Here is a 16,876-nt window from a genome sequence, read left to right as displayed (position 1 = left end):
GGACGTCACCGACCGACCGCCTCACCTCAGGAAGGAACGAACCATGTTCACCAAGCTCAGCCGTATCCTTCGGGCTCGCGTCGCGACCCCGCATCGGCTGCTGGGAGAGGGACGCCGCCATCTCCTCGCCGTACGGCAGGAGTTGGCGCGCGATGCGGGCATGAGCACCGCCGAGTACGCGGTCGGGACGATCGCGGCGTGCGGATTCGCAGCCGTGCTCTACAAGGTGCTGACGAGTGGCGCTGTCAGCGCCGAGTTGCAGCAACTGATCGAGAGGGCGCTCGATGCGAGCGGCTGACGACGGTTACGTCACCGCGGAGACCGCAGTCGTCGTACCTGCCCTGGTCCTGCTGTTCGGGATGCTGCTGTGGGGAGTGATGGCGGCGGCGCAGCACATCCAGGTGGTCGACGGGGCGCGTGCCGGAGCCCGTGCGGCTGCGCGGGGCGAGGAAGAGGCCGCCGTACGGACTGTTGTGCGCTCCGCCGCTCCGGAGGACGCCGCCGTGCAGACCCACCGTCAGGAAGACCTCGTGCGTGTGCGCGTCACGGCACGCTCCCTCGGCCCCGGTCCGTTGTCGCTCGCGTTGAGCGCCGAAGCGGTCGCCATGGCCGAGGACGGGACGGGAGGCATGGGCCGTGCTGGGAAGTGACCGCGGTTCGGCGACGGTCTGGGCGGCCCTGAGCGGGGTGGTGCTGTGCGGCGTCGCGGCCACGTTGATGGGGCTCGGACAGGCGGTGGCCCTGCGGCACCGTGCGGCCGGTGCGGCGGATCTGTCGGCGCTCGCCGCCGCGGACCGGGCGCTCGACGGCGAGGACCGGGCGTGCGCCGCGGCCCGCCGGGTGGCGTCCGCGCAAGGCGCCCGCCTGGTCCGGTGCTCCGTGCGCGGTGAGATCGCCGACGTCTCTGCGCGGGTGTCGACGGGCCCGTACGCGCCCGAGGCCCGGGCCAGGGCGGGTCCGCCGGACGCGGCCACCCGAGCCGGGCTCGCCGCCTCCCCGAACGCAGGGTCGTCCTCGACGGCCGCAGCAGCGACGGACGCGAACTGCCGCGAGTGGACAGCGCCTCGGCCGGAGCTGCTACGTCCCGTCAGGCGGTGGCTTGAGCAGCTCCGTCAGCAGCCGGACGGCGCCCCGCTTGTGCAGCGGGTCGTTGCCGTTGCCGCACTTGGGCGACTGGATGCACGAGGGGCAGCCGGCCTCGCACTCGCAGGCCGCGATGGCGTCCCGGGTGGCGGCCAGCCATTCGCGAGCCGTGTGGAAGGCGCGTTCGGCGAAGCCGGCGCCGCCGGGCTGCCCGTCGTAGACGAACACGGTGGGCAGCAGGGTGTCTGGGTGCAGGGGGATGGAGACGCCCCCGATGTCCCACCGGTCACATGTCGCGAACAGCGGCAGGAGACCGATGGCGGCGTGCTCGGCGGCGTGCAGCGCCCCGGGGAGGATCTCCGGGCCGACCCGCGCCGCGTCGAGCTGGTCTTCGGTGACGGTCCACCACACGGCCCGGGTGCGCAGCGTACGAGGGGGAAGGTCGAGCTTCGTCTCGCCCATGACCTCCCCGGTCACGAGGCGGCGCCGGAGGTAGGAGACGACCTGGTTCGTCACCTCCACGGTCCCGTAGCAGAGCCGGGCCTCGCCCCAGGGCACCTCCGCCTCCGTCTCGAGCACGGACACGGATGTGGTGTCCCTGGCCATCGTGGTCCATGGAGGGTTCGCCTCCTCCACGAGCGCCACGGAGTCCTCCAGATCGAGTTGCCTCACCACGTAGGTGCGCCCCTGGTGCAGATGCACGGCGCCCTCGTGCACGTTGGTGTGGGCGGACGCGGCGTCGACCGTGCCGAGCAGGCGGCCTGTTCCGTCCTCCACGATCTGGACGGGCGTCCCCCCGGAGCCGCGGATGTCGGCCAGGTCGGCAGCTCGCTCTTTGCGGGTCCAGAACCAGGAGCCTCCCCGCCGCCGCAGCAGCTTGCGCCCCTCCAGCTGCCGCAGCAGATCCGGACAACCCGGCCCGAAGAGCTCCGCATCGGCCTCGGTGAGGGGGATCTCCGCCGCGGCCGCGCAGAGATGGGGGGCGAGGACATACGGATTGTCCGGGTCGAGGACGGTCGACTCGACCGGGGCGCGGAAGAGCGACTCGGGGTGGTGCACGAGATAGGTGTCGAGAGGGTCGTCCCGCGCGACCAGAACGGCGAGTGCGCCTTCCCCCGACCGTCCGGCTCGCCCGGCCTGCTGCCACACAGAGGCACGCGTGCCGGGATATCCGGTGATGAGCACGGCGTCGAGCCCCGACACGTCGACACCCAGCTCCAGCGCGTTGGTCGCGGAGAGACCGAGGAGGTCGCCCGAGTGCAGGCGCTGTTCGAGGGCGCGGCGCTCCTCGGGCAGGTATCCGCCCCGGTACGCGGCGATCCGGTCCGGCAGCCGCCGGTCCACGGCGCCGAGACGGTCCTTGGCGATCAGGGAGATCAGTTCGGCGCCCCGGCGTGAGCGGACGAAGGCGACGGTCCGCACGCTCTGCACGGCCAGGTCCGTCAGAAGCTCCGCCGCCTCTGCGGTGGCTGTACGCCGTACCGGGGCTCCGCGCTCGCCTTCGAACTCGGTCAGCGGCGGCTCCCACAGAGCGAAGACCAACTCACCCCGGGGAGAGGCGTCTTCGGTGACTTCGGTCACGGGTACGCCGGTCAGCCGCGCGGCGGACTCACCCGGGCCGGCGGAGGTGGCGGACGCCAGGAGGAAGACCGGCTCCGAGCCGTACCGGGCGCAGATCCTCCGCAGCCGCCGGATCACCTGCGCCACGTGCGAGCCGAAGACACCGCGGTAGGTGTGGCACTCGTCGATGACGACGTAGCGCAGGGAGCGCAGGAAGGAGGCCCAGCGCGCGTGGGCGGGGAGGATTCCCCGGTGCAGCATGTCCGGGTTGGTGAGCACGTAGTTGGAGAAGAGGCGCACCCACTCGCGCTCCTCGAAGGGGGTGTCCCCGTCGTAGACGGCCGGACGTATCGCGGTCCCCAGCGGCGCGGCCAGTTCCGTGACGGCGCGGCACTGGTCGGCGGCGAGCGCCTTGGTGGGCGCCAGATACAGGGCGGTGCCGCCACGGCGGTGCCTCTGCGGCCCGCCGTTCGAGCTCCTCGCGCGCTGCTTCGGCGGACGGCTGCCGTCCTCCCTGTCGGCATCTGTCCCGGCGGCGTTCGAGGCAGCTCCGTTCGAGGCAGCTCCGTTCGAGGCAGCTCCGTTCGAGGCGGCTCCGTTCGCGGCGCTCTCCCCGTCCTCGCCCCCGCCTGCCTCTCCCGATCCGGCCGCCGAGTCAGTGCCCTCGAGGAGAGCGCTCAGGGTCGGTATGAGGTAGGAGAGCGACTTTCCGGAGGCGGTGCCTGTGGCGATGATCACTGATTCGCCGCTGAGGGCGTGCTCGGCGACGCGCGCCTGGTGCTCCCAGAGCCGTTCGACGCCCGACTCCCTTACGGCATCGATCACTTCAGGCCGGATCTGACCGGGCCATTCCGCATGGTGGCCCGCCCGCGGGGGCAAGTGCTCCGTATGGGTGATGCGGGCAGCCCTGCCCTCCCCGGCGGTGAGTTGGGCGAGCACCGTTCGGGGATCACTGTCGGATACCTTGCGGGAGGGCACAGCAGGTGAGCGTACGCTCGTCGCGACCAGAAGCGGTCGGTCGCCCGTGGGCACCCAGGGTGTCCCCGGCGCGACGCTCAATGACCGCAAGGCGTCGTGCGTGCAGGCCCGTAAGTGATTGAATGCTTCTGCGGCTGCCGATCCGCCCGCTGTCCCGGCCTGTCCTCGGCTGGGATATTTCAGTGGGGGGACGACTCGATAGCAAGGTGCTGGAGGATCCGTGGACCTGTCCCTGTCGACCCGGACCGTAGGCGATCGCACGATCGTCGAGGTCGGTGGCGAGATTGATGTATACACCGCGCCCAAGCTGCGGGAGCAGCTGGTCGAGCTTGTGAACGACGGCAGCTACCACCTCGTCGTGGACATGGAAGGCGTCGACTTCCTGGACTCCACCGGACTCGGTGTGCTCGTCGGCGGGCTCAAGCGGGTGCGTGCCCACGAGGGCTCGCTGCGTCTCGTGTGCAACCAGGAGCGCATTCTCAAGATCTTCCGAATCACCGGTCTGACCAAGGTGTTCCCCATCCACGGTTCCGTGGACGAGGCCGTCGCCGCGACCGACTGACGTCCGTCGCGGACGGACCGGCTATTCGAAAGACGCCGGAGGTACCGGGCTCTGCGAGCCCGGTACCCGGCAATGTGACAGTGCAAGACCGAGGGGGATGGCATGGCCATCGTGGAACTCCGCTTCAGCGCGTTGCCGGAGCACGTGCGTACGGCAAGGCTGGTGGCCGCGGCAGTGGCGCGGCGGGCCGGGGTCGACGAGGCCGTGCTCGACGAGGTGCGCCTGGCGGTCGGTGAGGCGTGCTCCCGCGCTGTCGGCCTGCACGTGGGCCATGGACTCGACACCCCCGTACGCGTGGCGCTCATCGAGGAGGAGAAGAAGTTCTCCATCGAAGTGGGCGACGCGGCCCCGTCGGCGACTGCCGGCGCCCACGGTTCCACGGGGCCTGCCCCGGCGTCCCCGGCGGCGGACAGCGAAGAAGCCGAGAGTGAGATGGGGCTCGCCGTCATCAGCGGTCTCGTGGACGACGTGGAAGTGATCGCGGATGACAAGGGCGGCCTGATCCGCATGAGTTGGCCCGTCACTCCGGAGCCGGTTCTCCCCTGAGCCCTGAGCCGTTCTTCCTGTACCTGCTCTTCCGGCCGGTTCGCAGGTTCCCTTCACTGCTCCCCAGTGGCGGCACCGTTCGTCAGCCTCGCCCTGGGCCGGGCTGATCGCGACGGCGCCCCGTCCCGCAAGCCGCGCCCCGGCACGTCCAAGCGCCTGCTCTGCCACTCGTCCCGGCGTCAGCCGCGCTGGGAAGCGCGCTGCGCGGCGGACAGCCCGGCGCAGGCTTCGGGCGAGCGAGAGAGAACCGGGCGGGCTGACCGCCAGACGCTTCGCGCCGTGACTCGCGGCGTCGAGACGGGGCGGGTGCACTCGGAGAGCCCGAGGGCCCCAAGCGCTGGTCGCAGGGATTCGGAAGCTAGTATTCCGCCTGAGTCGCAATTGTTTCCGGATCTTCATCAAGCCGGTGACACCGCACCCTCGGACGGTCGCGTCCCTCTGTACGGGCCCCTGTGCGTCCGGCTGCCGGGTGTCAGCGAGGACTCCGAAAGCCTCTTTTCTGCGCGGCTTTGATGTGAAAAGAGAGGCATATGCGGCGCCCGTGTTGATCATTTTTTACAGCGTCAGCATTTTTGTAAGCCTAGCTCGTCCGAGCTAATTCCCCACACGAACTCCATTTGATCTCCGCTGGTGTAGGCGAATTGCCGATCCGGCGCTCTGTTTTGATCTGGAGCTGATCCCTACAATCCGTCCACATCTTTGCAAGCAGGAGCCGTACGTCGAACCGCGCGCCCCTGCGCCAAGCGTCAAGGAGGACGAATGGCGGGGCACCTCAGCCCATCTCAGAATCAACAGCACCTCGCTGACGCAGTGCTGACCAGCGCCAACCGCGGTCTCGTCATCGTGATCGCGCTAGTCGCCCTGGCAGCTCTCGGCGTCGCCGTGGTGCTGGTCCGTCAAGTGCTCGCCGCGACCGAGGGCACTGACAGCATGAAGAAGATCGCGGCAGCCGTTCAGGAAGGTGCGAACGCCTACCTGGCGCGGCAGTTGCGAACGCTCGGCATCTTCGCCGTAGTGGTCTTCTTCCTGTTGTTCCTGTTGCCTGCCGACGACATGGGTCAGCGTGTTGGACGTTCGCTGTTCTTCCTGGTCGGCGCGGCCTTCTCCGCTGCCACCGGCTATATCGGCATGTGGCTCGCGGTACGCAGCAATGTACGAGTTGCTGCTGCGGCACGTGAGGCGACGCCCGAGGAAGGGGCGCCCGCCGCGGACCTGACAAGCGTCTCGCACAAGGCCATGAAGATCGCTTTCCGTACGGGCGGCGTCGTGGGCATGTTCACGGTGGGCCTCGGCCTGCTGGGTGCGGCCTGCGTGGTGCTCGTCTACGCGGCGGACGCCCCGAAGGTCCTGGAGGGCTTCGGTCTGGGTGCCGCGCTGATCGCGATGTTCATGCGTGTCGGCGGTGGCATCTTCACCAAGGCCGCCGACGTCGGCGCCGACCTCGTGGGCAAGGTCGAGCAGGGCATCCCCGAGGACGACCCGCGCAACGCGGCGACCATCGCGGACAACGTGGGCGACAACGTCGGCGACTGCGCCGGCATGGCCGCCGACCTCTTCGAGTCGTACGCCGTGACCCTCGTCGCGGCGCTGATTCTGGGCACCGCGGTCTTCGGCAACGACGGTCTCGCGTTCCCGCTGCTGGTCCCGGCGATCGGCGTGATCACGGCCATGATCGGTGTGTTCACGGTCGCTCCGCGCGCCAAGGACCGCAGCGGCATGACCGCCATCAACCGCGGATTCTTCATCTCCGCGCTGATCTCCCTGGTACTGGTCGCCATCGCGGCCTACACCTACCTCCCCTCCAGCTACGCCGACCTGACCGGTGTCGCAGGGGACGACGCCCAGGAGATCCTGAGCCACAGCGGCGACCCGCGCGTGCTGGCGGTCGTCTCGGTCGCCATCGGCATCGTGCTCGCCGCGGTGATCCAGCAGCTGACGGGCTACTTCACCGAGACCGAGCGCAAGCCCGTACGGGACATCGGCCGGACCTCGCTGACGGGCCCGGCGACCGTGATCCTCTCGGGCATGTCGATCGGCCTCGAGTCGGCCGTCTACACCGCCCTGCTGATCGGGCTGAGCGTCTACGGCGCCTTCCTGCTCGGCGGCGGCACCGTGATGCTCGCGCTGTTCGCGGTCGCGCTCGCCGGCACCGGTCTGCTGACCACCGTCGGCGTCATCGTGGCCATGGACACCTTCGGTCCGGTCTCCGACAACGCCCAGGGCATCGCCGAGATGTCCGGCGACGTCGAGGGCGCGGGCGCCCAGGTCCTCACCGACCTGGACGCGGTGGGCAACACCACCAAGGCCATCACCAAGGGCATCGCGATCGCGACGGCGGTACTCGCCGCCGCGGCGCTGTTCGGTTCGTACCGCACGGAGATGGTCAGCGCGCTCAGCGAGGCCGGGGAGAGCAGCGGCAAGATGCTGCAACTCCTCGACATCGCGCAGCCGAGCACGCTGGTCGGCCTGATGCTGGGTGCGGCGGTCGTCTTCCTCTTCTCCGGCCTCGCCATCAACGCCGTCTCCCGGTCGGCGGGCGCGGTCGTGTACGAGGTCCGGCGGCAGTTCCGCGAGAAGCCCGGGATCATGGACTACTCGGAGAAGCCGGAGTACGGACGCGTCGTCGACATCTGCACCAAGGACGCGCTGCGCGAGCTGACGACGCCGGGTCTGCTGGCCGTCATGTCGCCGATCCTGGTGGGCTTCACGTTCGGCGCCGGTGCGCTCGCCGCCTTCCTGGCGGGTGCGATCGGCTGCGGCACGCTGATGGCCGTCTTCCTCGCCAACTCCGGTGGCGCGTGGGACAACGCCAAGAAGCTCGTCGAGGACGGGCACCACGGCGGCAAGGGCAGCGAGGCCCACGAGGCCACCATCATCGGCGACACCGTCGGCGACCCGTTCAAGGACACCGCGGGCCCGGCGATCAACCCGCTGCTGAAGGTGATGAACCTGGTGGCGCTGCTCATCGCGCCCGCCGTGATCCAGTTCTCGTACGGCGAGGACGCGAGCGCGGGCGTGCGGACAGTCGTCGCGCTCGTCTCCGCGGCGGTCGTCGTGGGAGCCGTGTACGTCTCGAAGAGGCGCGGCATCGCCATGAGCGACGACGCGTCCGAGGGCGGCAGCGAGGGCAGCGACGCCGAGCGGACGGCGAAGCCGACCGATCCGGTCGCGGCTTCCTGACCCTCGGGCAGGTCGACCCGCCAACACTGGGGCGGGCGGGGCGCGTTGGCGCCTCGCCCGCCCCAGTGCGTGGTGTGGGAAGCCCCACACCCCGTCAGGAAATGTGGTGCAAACGGCTACAATCAGGCGCAGAGTTCTCGCCCGACTAGCCGTGTGCAGCCCCTGTGCGTGTATGTTCCGGGCCGAACAGCCACGGAAGGGACCGATCCGGTGAACAAGAAGGTTGCGACTGCACTCTCCGGCGGCGCGGTGCTCGCACTCGCGCTGACCGGCTGCAGCGACGACAGCGGCAAAGAGACCGAGGCGTGGGCCAAGAAGGTCTGCGACAAGGTGCAGCCCGAGGTCAAGAAGATCCAGGAGGCCAACACCTCCATCAACGAGGCCTCCAAGGAGAAGAGCTCCTCGGAAGAGGTCAAGAAGACCGACGCGGCCGCGTTCGACAAGATCTCTGGTGCGTACAAGTCGCTCGCCGGCGCCGTCGACCAGGCCGGCCCGCCGCCCGTGGACGACGGCGAGAAGCTGCACCAGGACGCCGTGAAGGAGCTGCGCACCATCTCCTCGAAGTACGGCCAGCTGCGGAAGACCGTCGAAGGGCTGGACACCAAGGACCAGGCGAAGTTCGCCGAAGGGCTCCAGGGCGTCGCCACGAAGCTCGACGCGCTCGGCAAGAGCGGCGACAAGGCCCTGAGCAAGCTGCAGTCGGGCGATGTCGGCAAGGCGATGGCCGAGCAGGAGGGCTGCAAGCGCCCGGGCAACTCCCCGAAGGTCTGAGATCCCGCCCCCGCGGCGGCACGCCCGGCCGTGGGGACGACACAATGGTGACGTGAGTATCAGCGAACGCCTTCCCGAAGCGGACTCCGAACGCATCGACCGGCTGCGGGAGGCGCTGCGCAGCGCTGACTTCACCGCCGACGGTCTGCTGGACCTGCTCGGGGGGCCCGCCTACGCCGCCCTCGCCCGGAGCGAGACCGTGCCCGCGCTGCGCGCCACCCGCGGAGCGGAACCTCTGCAGACGCTGGTCCGGCTGTTCCTGCTGCAGCAGAGCGTTCCCCGCGACCGGGTGGAGGCGGCGCTTCCCCTGGACGACGTGCTCGCCGGCGGCTGGCTCGTTCCCGGCGAACCGGAACCCGGAGCGGCGGATGGCGGGGAGTGCGTCCGCGCCACCGTGGACGTACGGCCGTACTCCGGGCCCGAAGGGCAGGACTGGTGGATCGTCGCCGACCTCGGCTGCGCCGTGGCGGGAGCCGGAGGCGTCGGTTCCCCGCAGGGCGCGAACGGCGGGGACGCCGGGGACGTCGTCCTCGGTGTGGGCGGCGCCTCCACGACGCTTGCCGGGATCACGGTTCGCAGGCCCGTCGCCCGTGCGCTCGACGTCGGAACCGGTTCGGGGCTCCAGGCGCTCCACGCCGCCCAGCACGCCGGGCATGTGACGGCCACCGACCTCAACCCCCGGGCTCTCGCTTTCGCACGGCTCACGCTCATGCTCTCCGGCGCCCCCGAGGCGGAGTTCCGGCAGGGCACCCTGTTCGAGCCGGTGGCCGGTGAGGAGCCGTACGACCTGATCGTCTCGAACCCGCCGTTCGTCATCTCCCCGCGGGCCCGGCTGACGTACAGGGACGGCGGCATGAGCGGCGACGACCTGTGCCGCACCCTCGTGGACCGCGCCGCCGGACGCCTGGCGCCGGGCGGCTACTGCCAGCTGCTCGCCAACTGGGAGCACAGGGACGGGGAGGACTGGCACGAGCGGCTGCGGTCCTGGGTGCCGGACGGATGCGACGCCTGGATCGTGCAGCGCGAGGTGCAGGACGTCACGCAGTACGCCGAACTGTGGCTGCGGGACGCCGGGGACCACCGCGCGGGCGACGCTGCGTACGCCGCCCGGTACGGCGAGTGGCTCGACGAGTTCGAACGGCGGGGCACGACGGCCGTCGGGTTCGGCTGGATCACCTTGCGCAAGAGCGGCGCGGCCGATCCCGCCGTCCTCGTCGAGGAGTGGCCGCATCCGGTGGAGCAGCCGCTCGGCGAGGAGATCGTGCAGCACTTCCAGCGGCAGGACTTCCTGCGGGCGACGGACGACGCGGGCCTCCTGGACTGCCACTTCGAGCTCGCCGAGGGGGTCGTGCAGGAGCAGGTCGGCATGCCCGGCGCCGAGGACCCGGAGCACGTGGTGCTCCGCCAGCACCGCGGGATGCGGCGGGCGACCAAGGTCGACACCGTCGGGGCGGGCTTCGCCGGCGTGTGTGACGGCTCGCTGCCCGCATGGCGGATTCTGGACGCCATCGCGCAGCTGGTGGGCGAGGACCCCGTGCTGCTGCGGGACCGCACGCCGCGCGCCATCCGGCTGCTGGTCGAGCAGGGGTTCCTGCTTCCGGTGGTGGCGCGGGACGCGGCGGAGGAGTAGCCGGCAGCCCTGCCGGGGCCCGACGGGGTCCGGTGCCCGGGCGGCGGCTTCGCGGGTTCACCTGCTGTTCGCGGCGGGGTCGCCTGGCGGTGCCAGGGTGCGGGCCATGCAGAGCAGCATGGAGAGTACGCCGTCCGTCTTCGCGGGACTGTCGCTGGCGCTGTTCGGGGTGGCGCTGCTGTTGTGGACCGGGGTGCGGATGCGGTCCCACCTGCCGGTGGCCTACGGAGTACCGGCTTCCGCGGCCGCGGTGGGAGCCCTCGTATTCGGCGTGATTTCGCTCCTCACAGGTGGCTGGGTCCTGCTCGCCTCCTGAAGATCGGGCTGTATCGGGCGGCAGGATCGATTGGTGTCGGGTTACCGTTCGAGTTGCGTTGCGGAGTTTTCCCGTTTGACACGTAGGCGGGAGGTACCGTCACACTCCGCAGCGATACCGAGCTACCGATGCCGCATGCCGACCGGAGAGAAGAGCGAGAAGTTGTCCCCGACCCGCGAGCCCGCAAACGGCGGGCGCCGACTCGTGATCGTCGAGTCGCCCGCCAAGGCCAAAACGATCAAGGGCTATCTCGGCCCCGGTTACGTGGTCGAGGCCAGCGTGGGTCACGTCCGGGACCTTCCCAACGGTGCCGCCGAGGTTCCGGCGAAGTACAAGGGGGAGTCCTGGGCGCGGCTGGGCGTGAACGTCAACAGCGACTTCGAGCCCCTCTACGTCGTCAACACGGACAAGAAGGACCAGGTCAAGAAGTTGAAGCAGCTTCTTGCCGAGTCCGACGAACTCCTGCTCGCCACCGATGAGGACCGCGAGGGCGAGGCCATCGCGTGGCATCTGCGCGAGGTCCTCAAGCCCAAGGTCCCCGTGCGGCGGATGGTGTTCCACGAGATCACGAAGGACGCCATCCAGGACGCGGTCCGCAACCCCCGCGACCTGAACCAGCGCCTCGTCGACGCCCAGGAGACCCGCCGCATCCTCGACCGCCTCTACGGCTACGAGGTCTCGCCGGTCCTGTGGAAGAAGGTCATGCCGCGGCTCTCGGCAGGCCGCGTCCAGTCGGTGGCGACCCGGCTCGTCGTGGAGCGGGAGCGCATGGCGTTCCGCTCGGCCGAGTACTGGGACCTGACGGCCACCTTCGCGGCGGAGAGATCCACCGACGCCTCCGAGCCGGGCACGTTCGGCGCCCGCCTCAGCTCCGTCGACGGACGGCGGGTCGCCCAGGGCCGCGACTTCGGCTCCGACGGTCAGCTGAAGAACCCCGGCCAGGTGCTGCACCTGGACGAGCAGAACGCCCGCGCGCTCGCCTCCGCCCTGGAGGACACGCGGTTCGCGGTGCGCTCCGTCGAGTCCAAGCCCTACCGCCGCTCGCCGTACGCGCCCTTCCGTACGACCACGCTGCAGCAGGAGGCCAGCCGCAAGCTCGGCTTCGGCGCGAAGATGACGATGCAGGTGGCGCAGAAGCTGTACGAGAACGGCTTCATCACCTACATGCGTACGGACTCCACGACGCTCTCGGACACCGCGGTCGGCGCCGCCCGGGCGCAGGTGACGCAGCTGTACGGGTCGGACTACCTGCCGGACAAGCCGCGCGTCTACGCGGGCAAGGTCAAGAACGCGCAGGAGGCGCACGAGGCGATCCGCCCCTCCGGGGACCGCTTCCGCACCCCCGCCGAGACGGGCCTGACCGGCGACCAGTTCCGGCTCTACGAACTCATCTGGAAGCGGACCGTCGCCTCGCAGATGAAGGACGCGACCGGGCAGTCGGTCACCGTCCGCGTCGGAGGCCGGGCGAGCGACGGCCGGGACGCCGAGTTCAGCGCCACCGGCAAGATCATCACCTTCCACGGCTTCCTCAAGGCGTACGTCGAGGGCTCCGACGACCCCAACGCCGAGCTGGACGACCGCGAGCGCCGCCTCCCGCACGTCACCGAGGGCGACCCGCTCACCGCCGAGGACCTCACCGCCGACGGGCACGCGACCAAGCCGCCCGCGCGCTACACCGAGGCCACGCTGGTGAAGGAGCTGGAGGAGCGGGAGATCGGACGCCCCTCCACCTACGCCTCGATCATCAGCACCATCCTCGACCGGCGGTACGTCTTCAAGAAGGGGACGGCCCTGGTGCCCTCCTTCCTGAGCTTCGCCGTGGTGGGCCTGCTGGAGAAGCACTTCGGACGGCTCGTCGACTACGACTTCACGGCCAAGATGGAGGACGACCTCGACCGCATCGCCGCGGGCAGCGCCGCGTCGGTGCCCTGGCTGCGCCGCTTCTACTTCGGCGAGGAGGCCGCCGGCGAGGGCGTGCAGGGCTCCGCGGCCGACTCGGGCAACGGCGACGGCGACCACCTGGGCGGTCTGAAGGAGCTCGTCTCCGACCTCGGGGCGATCGACGCGAAGGGCGTCTCGTCCTTCCCCGTCGGCGAGGGCATCACGCTGCGCGTGGGCAGGTACGGCCCGTACGTCGAGGGCCCGCCGCCCTCGCCCGACGAGCCGGGCCAGCGCGCCGACGTCCCCGACGACCTCCCGCCGGACGAACTGACCGTCGAGCTTGCGAAGGAGCTGCTGGCGAAGCCGAGCGGCGACTTCGAGCTGGGCACCGACCCGGAGAGCGGCCGTCCGATCGTCGCCAGGGACGGGCGGTACGGCCCGTACGTCACGGAGGTGCTGCCGGAAGGCACTCCCAAGACCGGCAAGAACGCGGTGAAGCCGAGAACCGCTTCCCTGCTGAAGTCCATGTCGCTCGATACGGTGACGCTCGAGCAGGCACTCAAGCTGCTCGCGCTGCCCCGCGTGGTCGGCACCGATCCGTCGACGGGCGAGGAGATCACCGCGCAGAACGGCCGGTACGGGCCGTACATGAAGCGCGGTACGGACTCGCGCTCGCTGGAGACCGAGGAGCAGATCTTCACGATCACCCTCGAAGAGGCGCTGGAGATCTACTCCAAGCCCAAGCAGCGCGGCCGCGCCGCCGCCAAGCCGCCGCTGAAGGAGCTGGGCACGGACCCGGAGACGGAGCGTCCGGTCGTCGTCAAGGACGGGCGGTTCGGCCCGTACGTCACCGACGGCGAGACGAACGCCACACTGCGCCGGGACGACGACGTCGAGACCATCACCCCGGAGCGCGGGTTCGAACTCCTGGCGGACAAGCGGGCGAAGGGGCCGGTGAAGAAGGCCACCAAGAAGAAGTCCGCGGCCAAGAAGTCGACCGCGAAGAAGGCCACGACCAAGAAGGCCACCGCGAAGAAGACGGCTGCGAAGAAGACGACGGCCAAGAAGGCCACGACCAAGAAGGCCACGGCGAAGAAGGCCACCGCCAAGGCCGCGGCGAAGGGTTCCGGTTCCTCCGGCACCACGACCGAGTAGGCCCGCCGGCGGTCAAAGCGCAGGTCCCGCCCGTTTGTTCGGGTGGCCCCACGCGCCGTCGGCCGTGCCCTATACGCTGACCGCCATGACGCGAGCAGATCAGCCATCGGGCGTGAACCCCACCTCTGACGCCCCTGACGACGCACTCGCCGCGGAATCCCGCGAGCGCGCCGTGGGCGCGCTGTTGCGATTCGGTCCGCTCCGGCGCCTGTGGAGCGCCCAGCTGACCGGTGGGATCGGAGACGCGCTGGCCCTGCTGGTGCTCCTGCTGCTCGCCCTCCAGGCGGCGACCGTCAGGGCGGCGGGCGGTGAAGTCGTCTTCGGCGGCGGATACCGCGGCATGGCACTGGTCATCACGGCCGTCTTCGGAGCGCGGCTGCTGGCCACGCTCCTCTTCGGCGCGGTGCTGCTGGGTCCGCTCTCCGCGCTCATGGCGCCCGGCAAGGGAGTGCTGGACCGGCGCTGGACGATGTTCGGGGTCGACGTGCTGCGCGCCCTCGCCCTCATCGTCGCGCCCATGTGGGTCGACTGGACGCCGGGGGACGCCTTCGCGCTGATCCTCATCACCACCTTCGTGCTCGGCGTGGCCGAACGTTTCTGGACGGTCGCGAAGGACAGCGCGGCCCCCGCGCTGCTGCCCGCCCCGCCCCCCGAGGGCTCCGCCGTGCGTCCGCTGCCGGACCGCCACGACGCCCTGCGCCGGCTCTGGCTCCGCAGCACCTTCCTGTCGCTGCCGGCGGCCGCCATCACGCTGGTCGTGGTCACCCTCGTCAGCAAGCTGCTCAGCTCGCCCTTCGAGTGGTTCGACACGCACCAGGCCGCGCTCGGCGCGTACGTCGCCGCGGGACTCTTCGCGGCGGCGGTCTCCGTCGTGTACTTCCTGGAGCTTCCCGACGCGGGGAGCCTGCGGCCGCGCAGCCCCCTCGAGGGTCTGCGCCGTCCCCGCGGCGCCGCGGCCGGGCAGGAGAAGCCCGGCCCCGACCGGGGGCGCACCGGAGCGATCCCGCTCCTGCTGCTGGCCTGCTCCGCGATCGCCTGGGCGATCTCCTGCGCTGTCGCGGTGGCCGCGCTCCAGGCAGCGGACCTGGAGGGAGGTCCTGTCAGCTTCGGCCTCCAGGTGTTCGCGCTCACCGGGGGAACCGCCGCGGGTATTCGCCTCGCCCCCCGCGTCCTGCCCGGGTTCTCCCGGCGCCGCCTGCTCGCGCTCGCCATCGCCGTGACCGGCGTCGGCCTTCTCGCGGCCGGGCTCGTCACCGACGCCACGACCGGCATAGTGCTGATGCTGATCTCCGGTTTCTCGGCCGGTCTCGCCGCCCAGTCCGGCCACGTGCTGCTGGACCAGGAGACGGAGGACCTGCGGCCGGTATCGGGGATGAGCCACCGGTCCCGCATGACGGAGCACCTGCAGACCGTCGTCCGCATCGCGATCGCCTTGGGCGCCCTGGCCGCGCCGGCGGCGTCCGGCTTCATCGGGCCGCACCGCGTGGGCAGCGGCGAGTTCGTCTTCGACCACGGCGGCGCCGCCTTCACGCTGATGCTCGTCGGCGCGCTGCTGCTGCCCGTCGCGGCTCTCGTGCTCGGGCGTACGGACGACCGCCAGGGCGTCACTCTCAGGAGGGACCTGCTCGAAGCGCTGGGCGGCGGCCACCCGAAGGAGGCGCCCGCCGGGAACGGGTTCTTTCTCGCCCTCGAAGGCGGCGACGGAGCCGGGAAGTCCACGCAGGTGGAGGTCCTGGCCGAGTGGATCCGCGCCAAGGGCCACGAAGTCGTCGTCACGAAGGAGCCCGGCGCCACACCGGTCGGCAAGCGGCTGCGTTCGATATTGCTGGACGTCTCCGAGTCGGGCCTGTCGCACCGTTCCGAGGCGCTGCTGTACGCGGCGGATCGCGCCGAGCACGTCGACACGGTGGTACGTCCCGCCCTCGAACGGGGCGCCATCGTCATCTCCGACCGCTACATCGACTCCTCCGTCGCCTACCAGGGCGCGGGCCGCGACCTCTCGCCGACGGAGATCGCGCGCATCTCGCGCTGGGCGACCGGCGGGCTCGTGCCGCACCTGACCGTGCTGCTCGACGTCTCCCCGGAGACGGCGCGCGAGAGGTTCACCGAGGCGCCGGACAGGCTGGAGTCCGAACCCGCGGAGTTCCACGACAAGGTCCGCGCCGGTTTCCTCACCATGGCCGCTGCCGACCCGGCGCGCTACCTGGTCGTCGACGCGTCGCAGACGCCCGACGCGGTGACGACGGCCGTGCGCCACCGGCTCGACCAGGTGCTGCCGCTCTCCGAGGCCGAGGTGAAGGCCGGGGAGGAGGCACGCAAGGCAGCCGAGGAGGAGGCGCGCCGCAGGGCGGAGGAAGAGGCCGCCCGCAAGGCGGAGGAGGAGCGCCAGGAGCGCGAACGCCAGGAGCAGATGGCCCGGTTGAGGGCCGAGGAGGAAGAGCGCAAGCAGCGCGAGGCGGAACTGGAGAGGCAGCGCGCCGAGGCCCGTCGCGCCGAGGAGGCCCGGCAGCGTGCCGAGGAGGCCCGCAGGATCGCCGAGGAGGAACGCCAGCGGCGGGAGGCCGAGGAGCGCACACGCGCGGAGGAGATCGCGCGGCAGCGGCGCCTCGCCGAAGAGGAGGCGCGGCTGCGGGCCCAGGCCGAGGAGCGCCGCCTCGAGAAGCAGCGCAAGGCGGAGGAGGCGCTGCAGCGGGCGGAGCAGTCGCGCTCCCGCCGGACCGGTTCCGACCCGGACGGCTCCGACGGCGACACCGCGAAGCTCCCGGAGCCCGGCGAGCCCGCCGGCGATCAGGAGAGCGACCGCACGCAGGTGCTGCCCAGCACTCCGCAGGCACCGCTGCTGCCGGACACCTCGCAGCCGGGACGGCGGGGCCCGCAGGAACGGCCGGACGAGGAGACGACGCAGCTTCCGCGTCCGCCCGCGGAGGAGGAGGAGCGCACGAGGGAGATGCCTCCGCCTCCGCCCCCGGCCGAGCCGGAGGCGCGGCGCTCGTCGCGTCCGCGGCCCGACTGGGCGGAGGAGACGCCTCTCGATGATGTGCCGTCGCTCGCGGACGAGTTGCTGGGCGCCGGCGAGGACGACGACGAGGACGGCCGGAAGCGGCGGCGCGGCAAGTAGCCGCGGCGAGCAGCGGCCGCGCCGGGGCGGGACGTGCCGACGGCGGCCGGCCCCCCGCGGCCGGCCCCGGCGGGCCAAGCCGCCCGGCCTCTCCGG

11 protein-coding genes and 1 pseudogene are annotated in these 16,876 nt (G+C 71.0%); 11 read left to right on the top strand and 1 reads right to left on the bottom strand.

Features of this window, described 5'->3' with window-relative positions; genetic code table 11:
* Window positions 1–43 precede the first annotated feature (43 nt).
* From H181DRAFT_RS20090 to H181DRAFT_RS20080, 3 genes and pseudogenes are all read left to right on the top strand, one after another.
* Complete coding sequence (locus H181DRAFT_RS20090) at window positions 44–298, top strand: DUF4244 domain-containing protein (RefSeq protein ID WP_045865950.1); 255 nt, start codon at window positions 44–46, stop codon at window positions 296–298.
* Window positions 285–650 (top strand): TadE family type IV pilus minor pilin, encoded by a 366-nt coding sequence (locus H181DRAFT_RS20085; RefSeq protein ID WP_045865949.1) that lies wholly within the window; start codon window positions 285–287, stop codon window positions 648–650. Before H181DRAFT_RS20090 ends, H181DRAFT_RS20085 begins: the two co-directional genes overlap by 14 nt.
* A pseudogene (locus H181DRAFT_RS20080) lies at window positions 637–948 on the top strand (Rv3654c family TadE-like protein); the annotation flags it as partial. The gene H181DRAFT_RS20085 and the pseudogene H181DRAFT_RS20080, both read left to right, overlap by 14 nt.
* Before the next feature lie 129 nt (window positions 949–1,077).
* On the opposite strand, the gene H181DRAFT_RS20075 reads toward H181DRAFT_RS20080, so the two are convergent.
* Entirely contained in the window at window positions 1,078–3,621 is a 2,544-nt protein-coding gene (locus tag H181DRAFT_RS20075; RefSeq protein WP_254666916.1) for a DEAD/DEAH box helicase, read from the bottom strand.
* 220 nt (window positions 3,622–3,841) lie between these two features.
* Here H181DRAFT_RS20075 and bldG point away from each other — a divergent pair, with 220 nt between their 5' ends.
* From bldG to tmk, 8 genes are all read left to right on the top strand, one after another.
* Window positions 3,842–4,183 carry an anti-sigma factor antagonist BldG gene (bldG, locus tag H181DRAFT_RS20070; protein WP_019547857.1) on the top strand — a complete coding sequence of 114 codons (342 nt, stop codon included), beginning with the start codon at window positions 3,842–3,844 and terminating at the stop codon, window positions 4,181–4,183.
* Between the two features lie 102 nt (window positions 4,184–4,285).
* The gene (locus H181DRAFT_RS20065) at window positions 4,286–4,729 is read left to right on the top strand and encodes an ATP-binding protein (RefSeq protein ID WP_045865947.1); all 444 of its coding nucleotides are present in this window, start codon (window positions 4,286–4,288) and stop codon (window positions 4,727–4,729) included.
* A gap of 759 nt (window positions 4,730–5,488) precedes the next feature.
* The gene (locus tag H181DRAFT_RS20060) at window positions 5,489–7,909 is read left to right on the top strand and encodes a sodium-translocating pyrophosphatase (RefSeq protein WP_045865946.1); all 2,421 of its coding nucleotides are present in this window, start codon (window positions 5,489–5,491) and stop codon (window positions 7,907–7,909) included.
* Between the two features lie 210 nt (window positions 7,910–8,119).
* Window positions 8,120–8,680, top strand: a complete 561-nt coding sequence (locus H181DRAFT_RS20055; protein WP_045865945.1) for a small secreted protein — start codon at window positions 8,120–8,122, stop codon at window positions 8,678–8,680.
* Window positions 8,681–8,732: 52 nt separating this feature from the next.
* Window positions 8,733–10,310: a DUF7059 domain-containing protein gene (locus tag H181DRAFT_RS20050; RefSeq protein ID WP_254666915.1), complete on the top strand. Its 1,578-nt coding sequence runs from the start codon at window positions 8,733–8,735 to the stop codon at window positions 10,308–10,310.
* 106 nt (window positions 10,311–10,416) lie between these two features.
* A complete protein-coding gene (locus H181DRAFT_RS20045) occupies window positions 10,417–10,626 on the top strand; it encodes a hypothetical protein (protein ID WP_368073277.1) in 210 nt (69 codons plus the stop codon).
* Window positions 10,627–10,788: 162 nt separating this feature from the next.
* Window positions 10,789–13,662 (top strand): type I DNA topoisomerase, encoded by a 2,874-nt coding sequence (gene topA, locus H181DRAFT_RS20040; protein WP_045866076.1) that lies wholly within the window; start codon window positions 10,789–10,791, stop codon window positions 13,660–13,662.
* 85 nt (window positions 13,663–13,747) lie between these two features.
* Window positions 13,748–16,780 carry a dTMP kinase gene (gene tmk / locus H181DRAFT_RS20035; RefSeq protein WP_052708657.1) on the top strand — a complete coding sequence of 1,011 codons (3,033 nt, stop codon included), beginning with the start codon at window positions 13,748–13,750 and terminating at the stop codon, window positions 16,778–16,780.
* The last annotated feature ends 96 nt before the right edge of the window (window positions 16,781–16,876 follow it).

The sequence above is a fragment of the Streptomyces sp. WMMB 714 genome, from assembly GCF_900090125.1.
Lineage (GTDB): Bacteria > Actinomycetota > Actinomycetes > Streptomycetales > Streptomycetaceae > Streptomyces > Streptomyces daqingensis.
The sequence above is the reverse complement of the archived record's forward strand: the minus strand, read 5'-3'. Positions and strand labels throughout refer to the sequence as shown.

What these genes read in the sequence shown, in the direction of transcription:
- H181DRAFT_RS20090 (WP_045865950.1), top strand. Translation starts at nt 44, where the DNA reads ATGTTCACCAAGCTCAGCCGTATCCTTCGGGCTCGCGTCGCGACCCCG.
- H181DRAFT_RS20085 (WP_045865949.1), top strand. Translation starts at nt 285, where the DNA reads ATGCGAGCGGCTGACGACGGTTACGTCACCGCGGAGACCGCAGTCGTC.
- H181DRAFT_RS20065 (WP_045865947.1), top strand. Translation starts at nt 4,286, where the DNA reads ATGGCCATCGTGGAACTCCGCTTCAGCGCGTTGCCGGAGCACGTGCGT.
- H181DRAFT_RS20060 (WP_045865946.1), top strand. Translation starts at nt 5,489, where the DNA reads ATGGCGGGGCACCTCAGCCCATCTCAGAATCAACAGCACCTCGCTGAC.
- H181DRAFT_RS20045 (WP_368073277.1), top strand. Translation starts at nt 10,417, where the DNA reads ATGCAGAGCAGCATGGAGAGTACGCCGTCCGTCTTCGCGGGACTGTCG.
- tmk (WP_052708657.1), top strand. Translation starts at nt 13,748, where the DNA reads ATGACGCGAGCAGATCAGCCATCGGGCGTGAACCCCACCTCTGACGCC.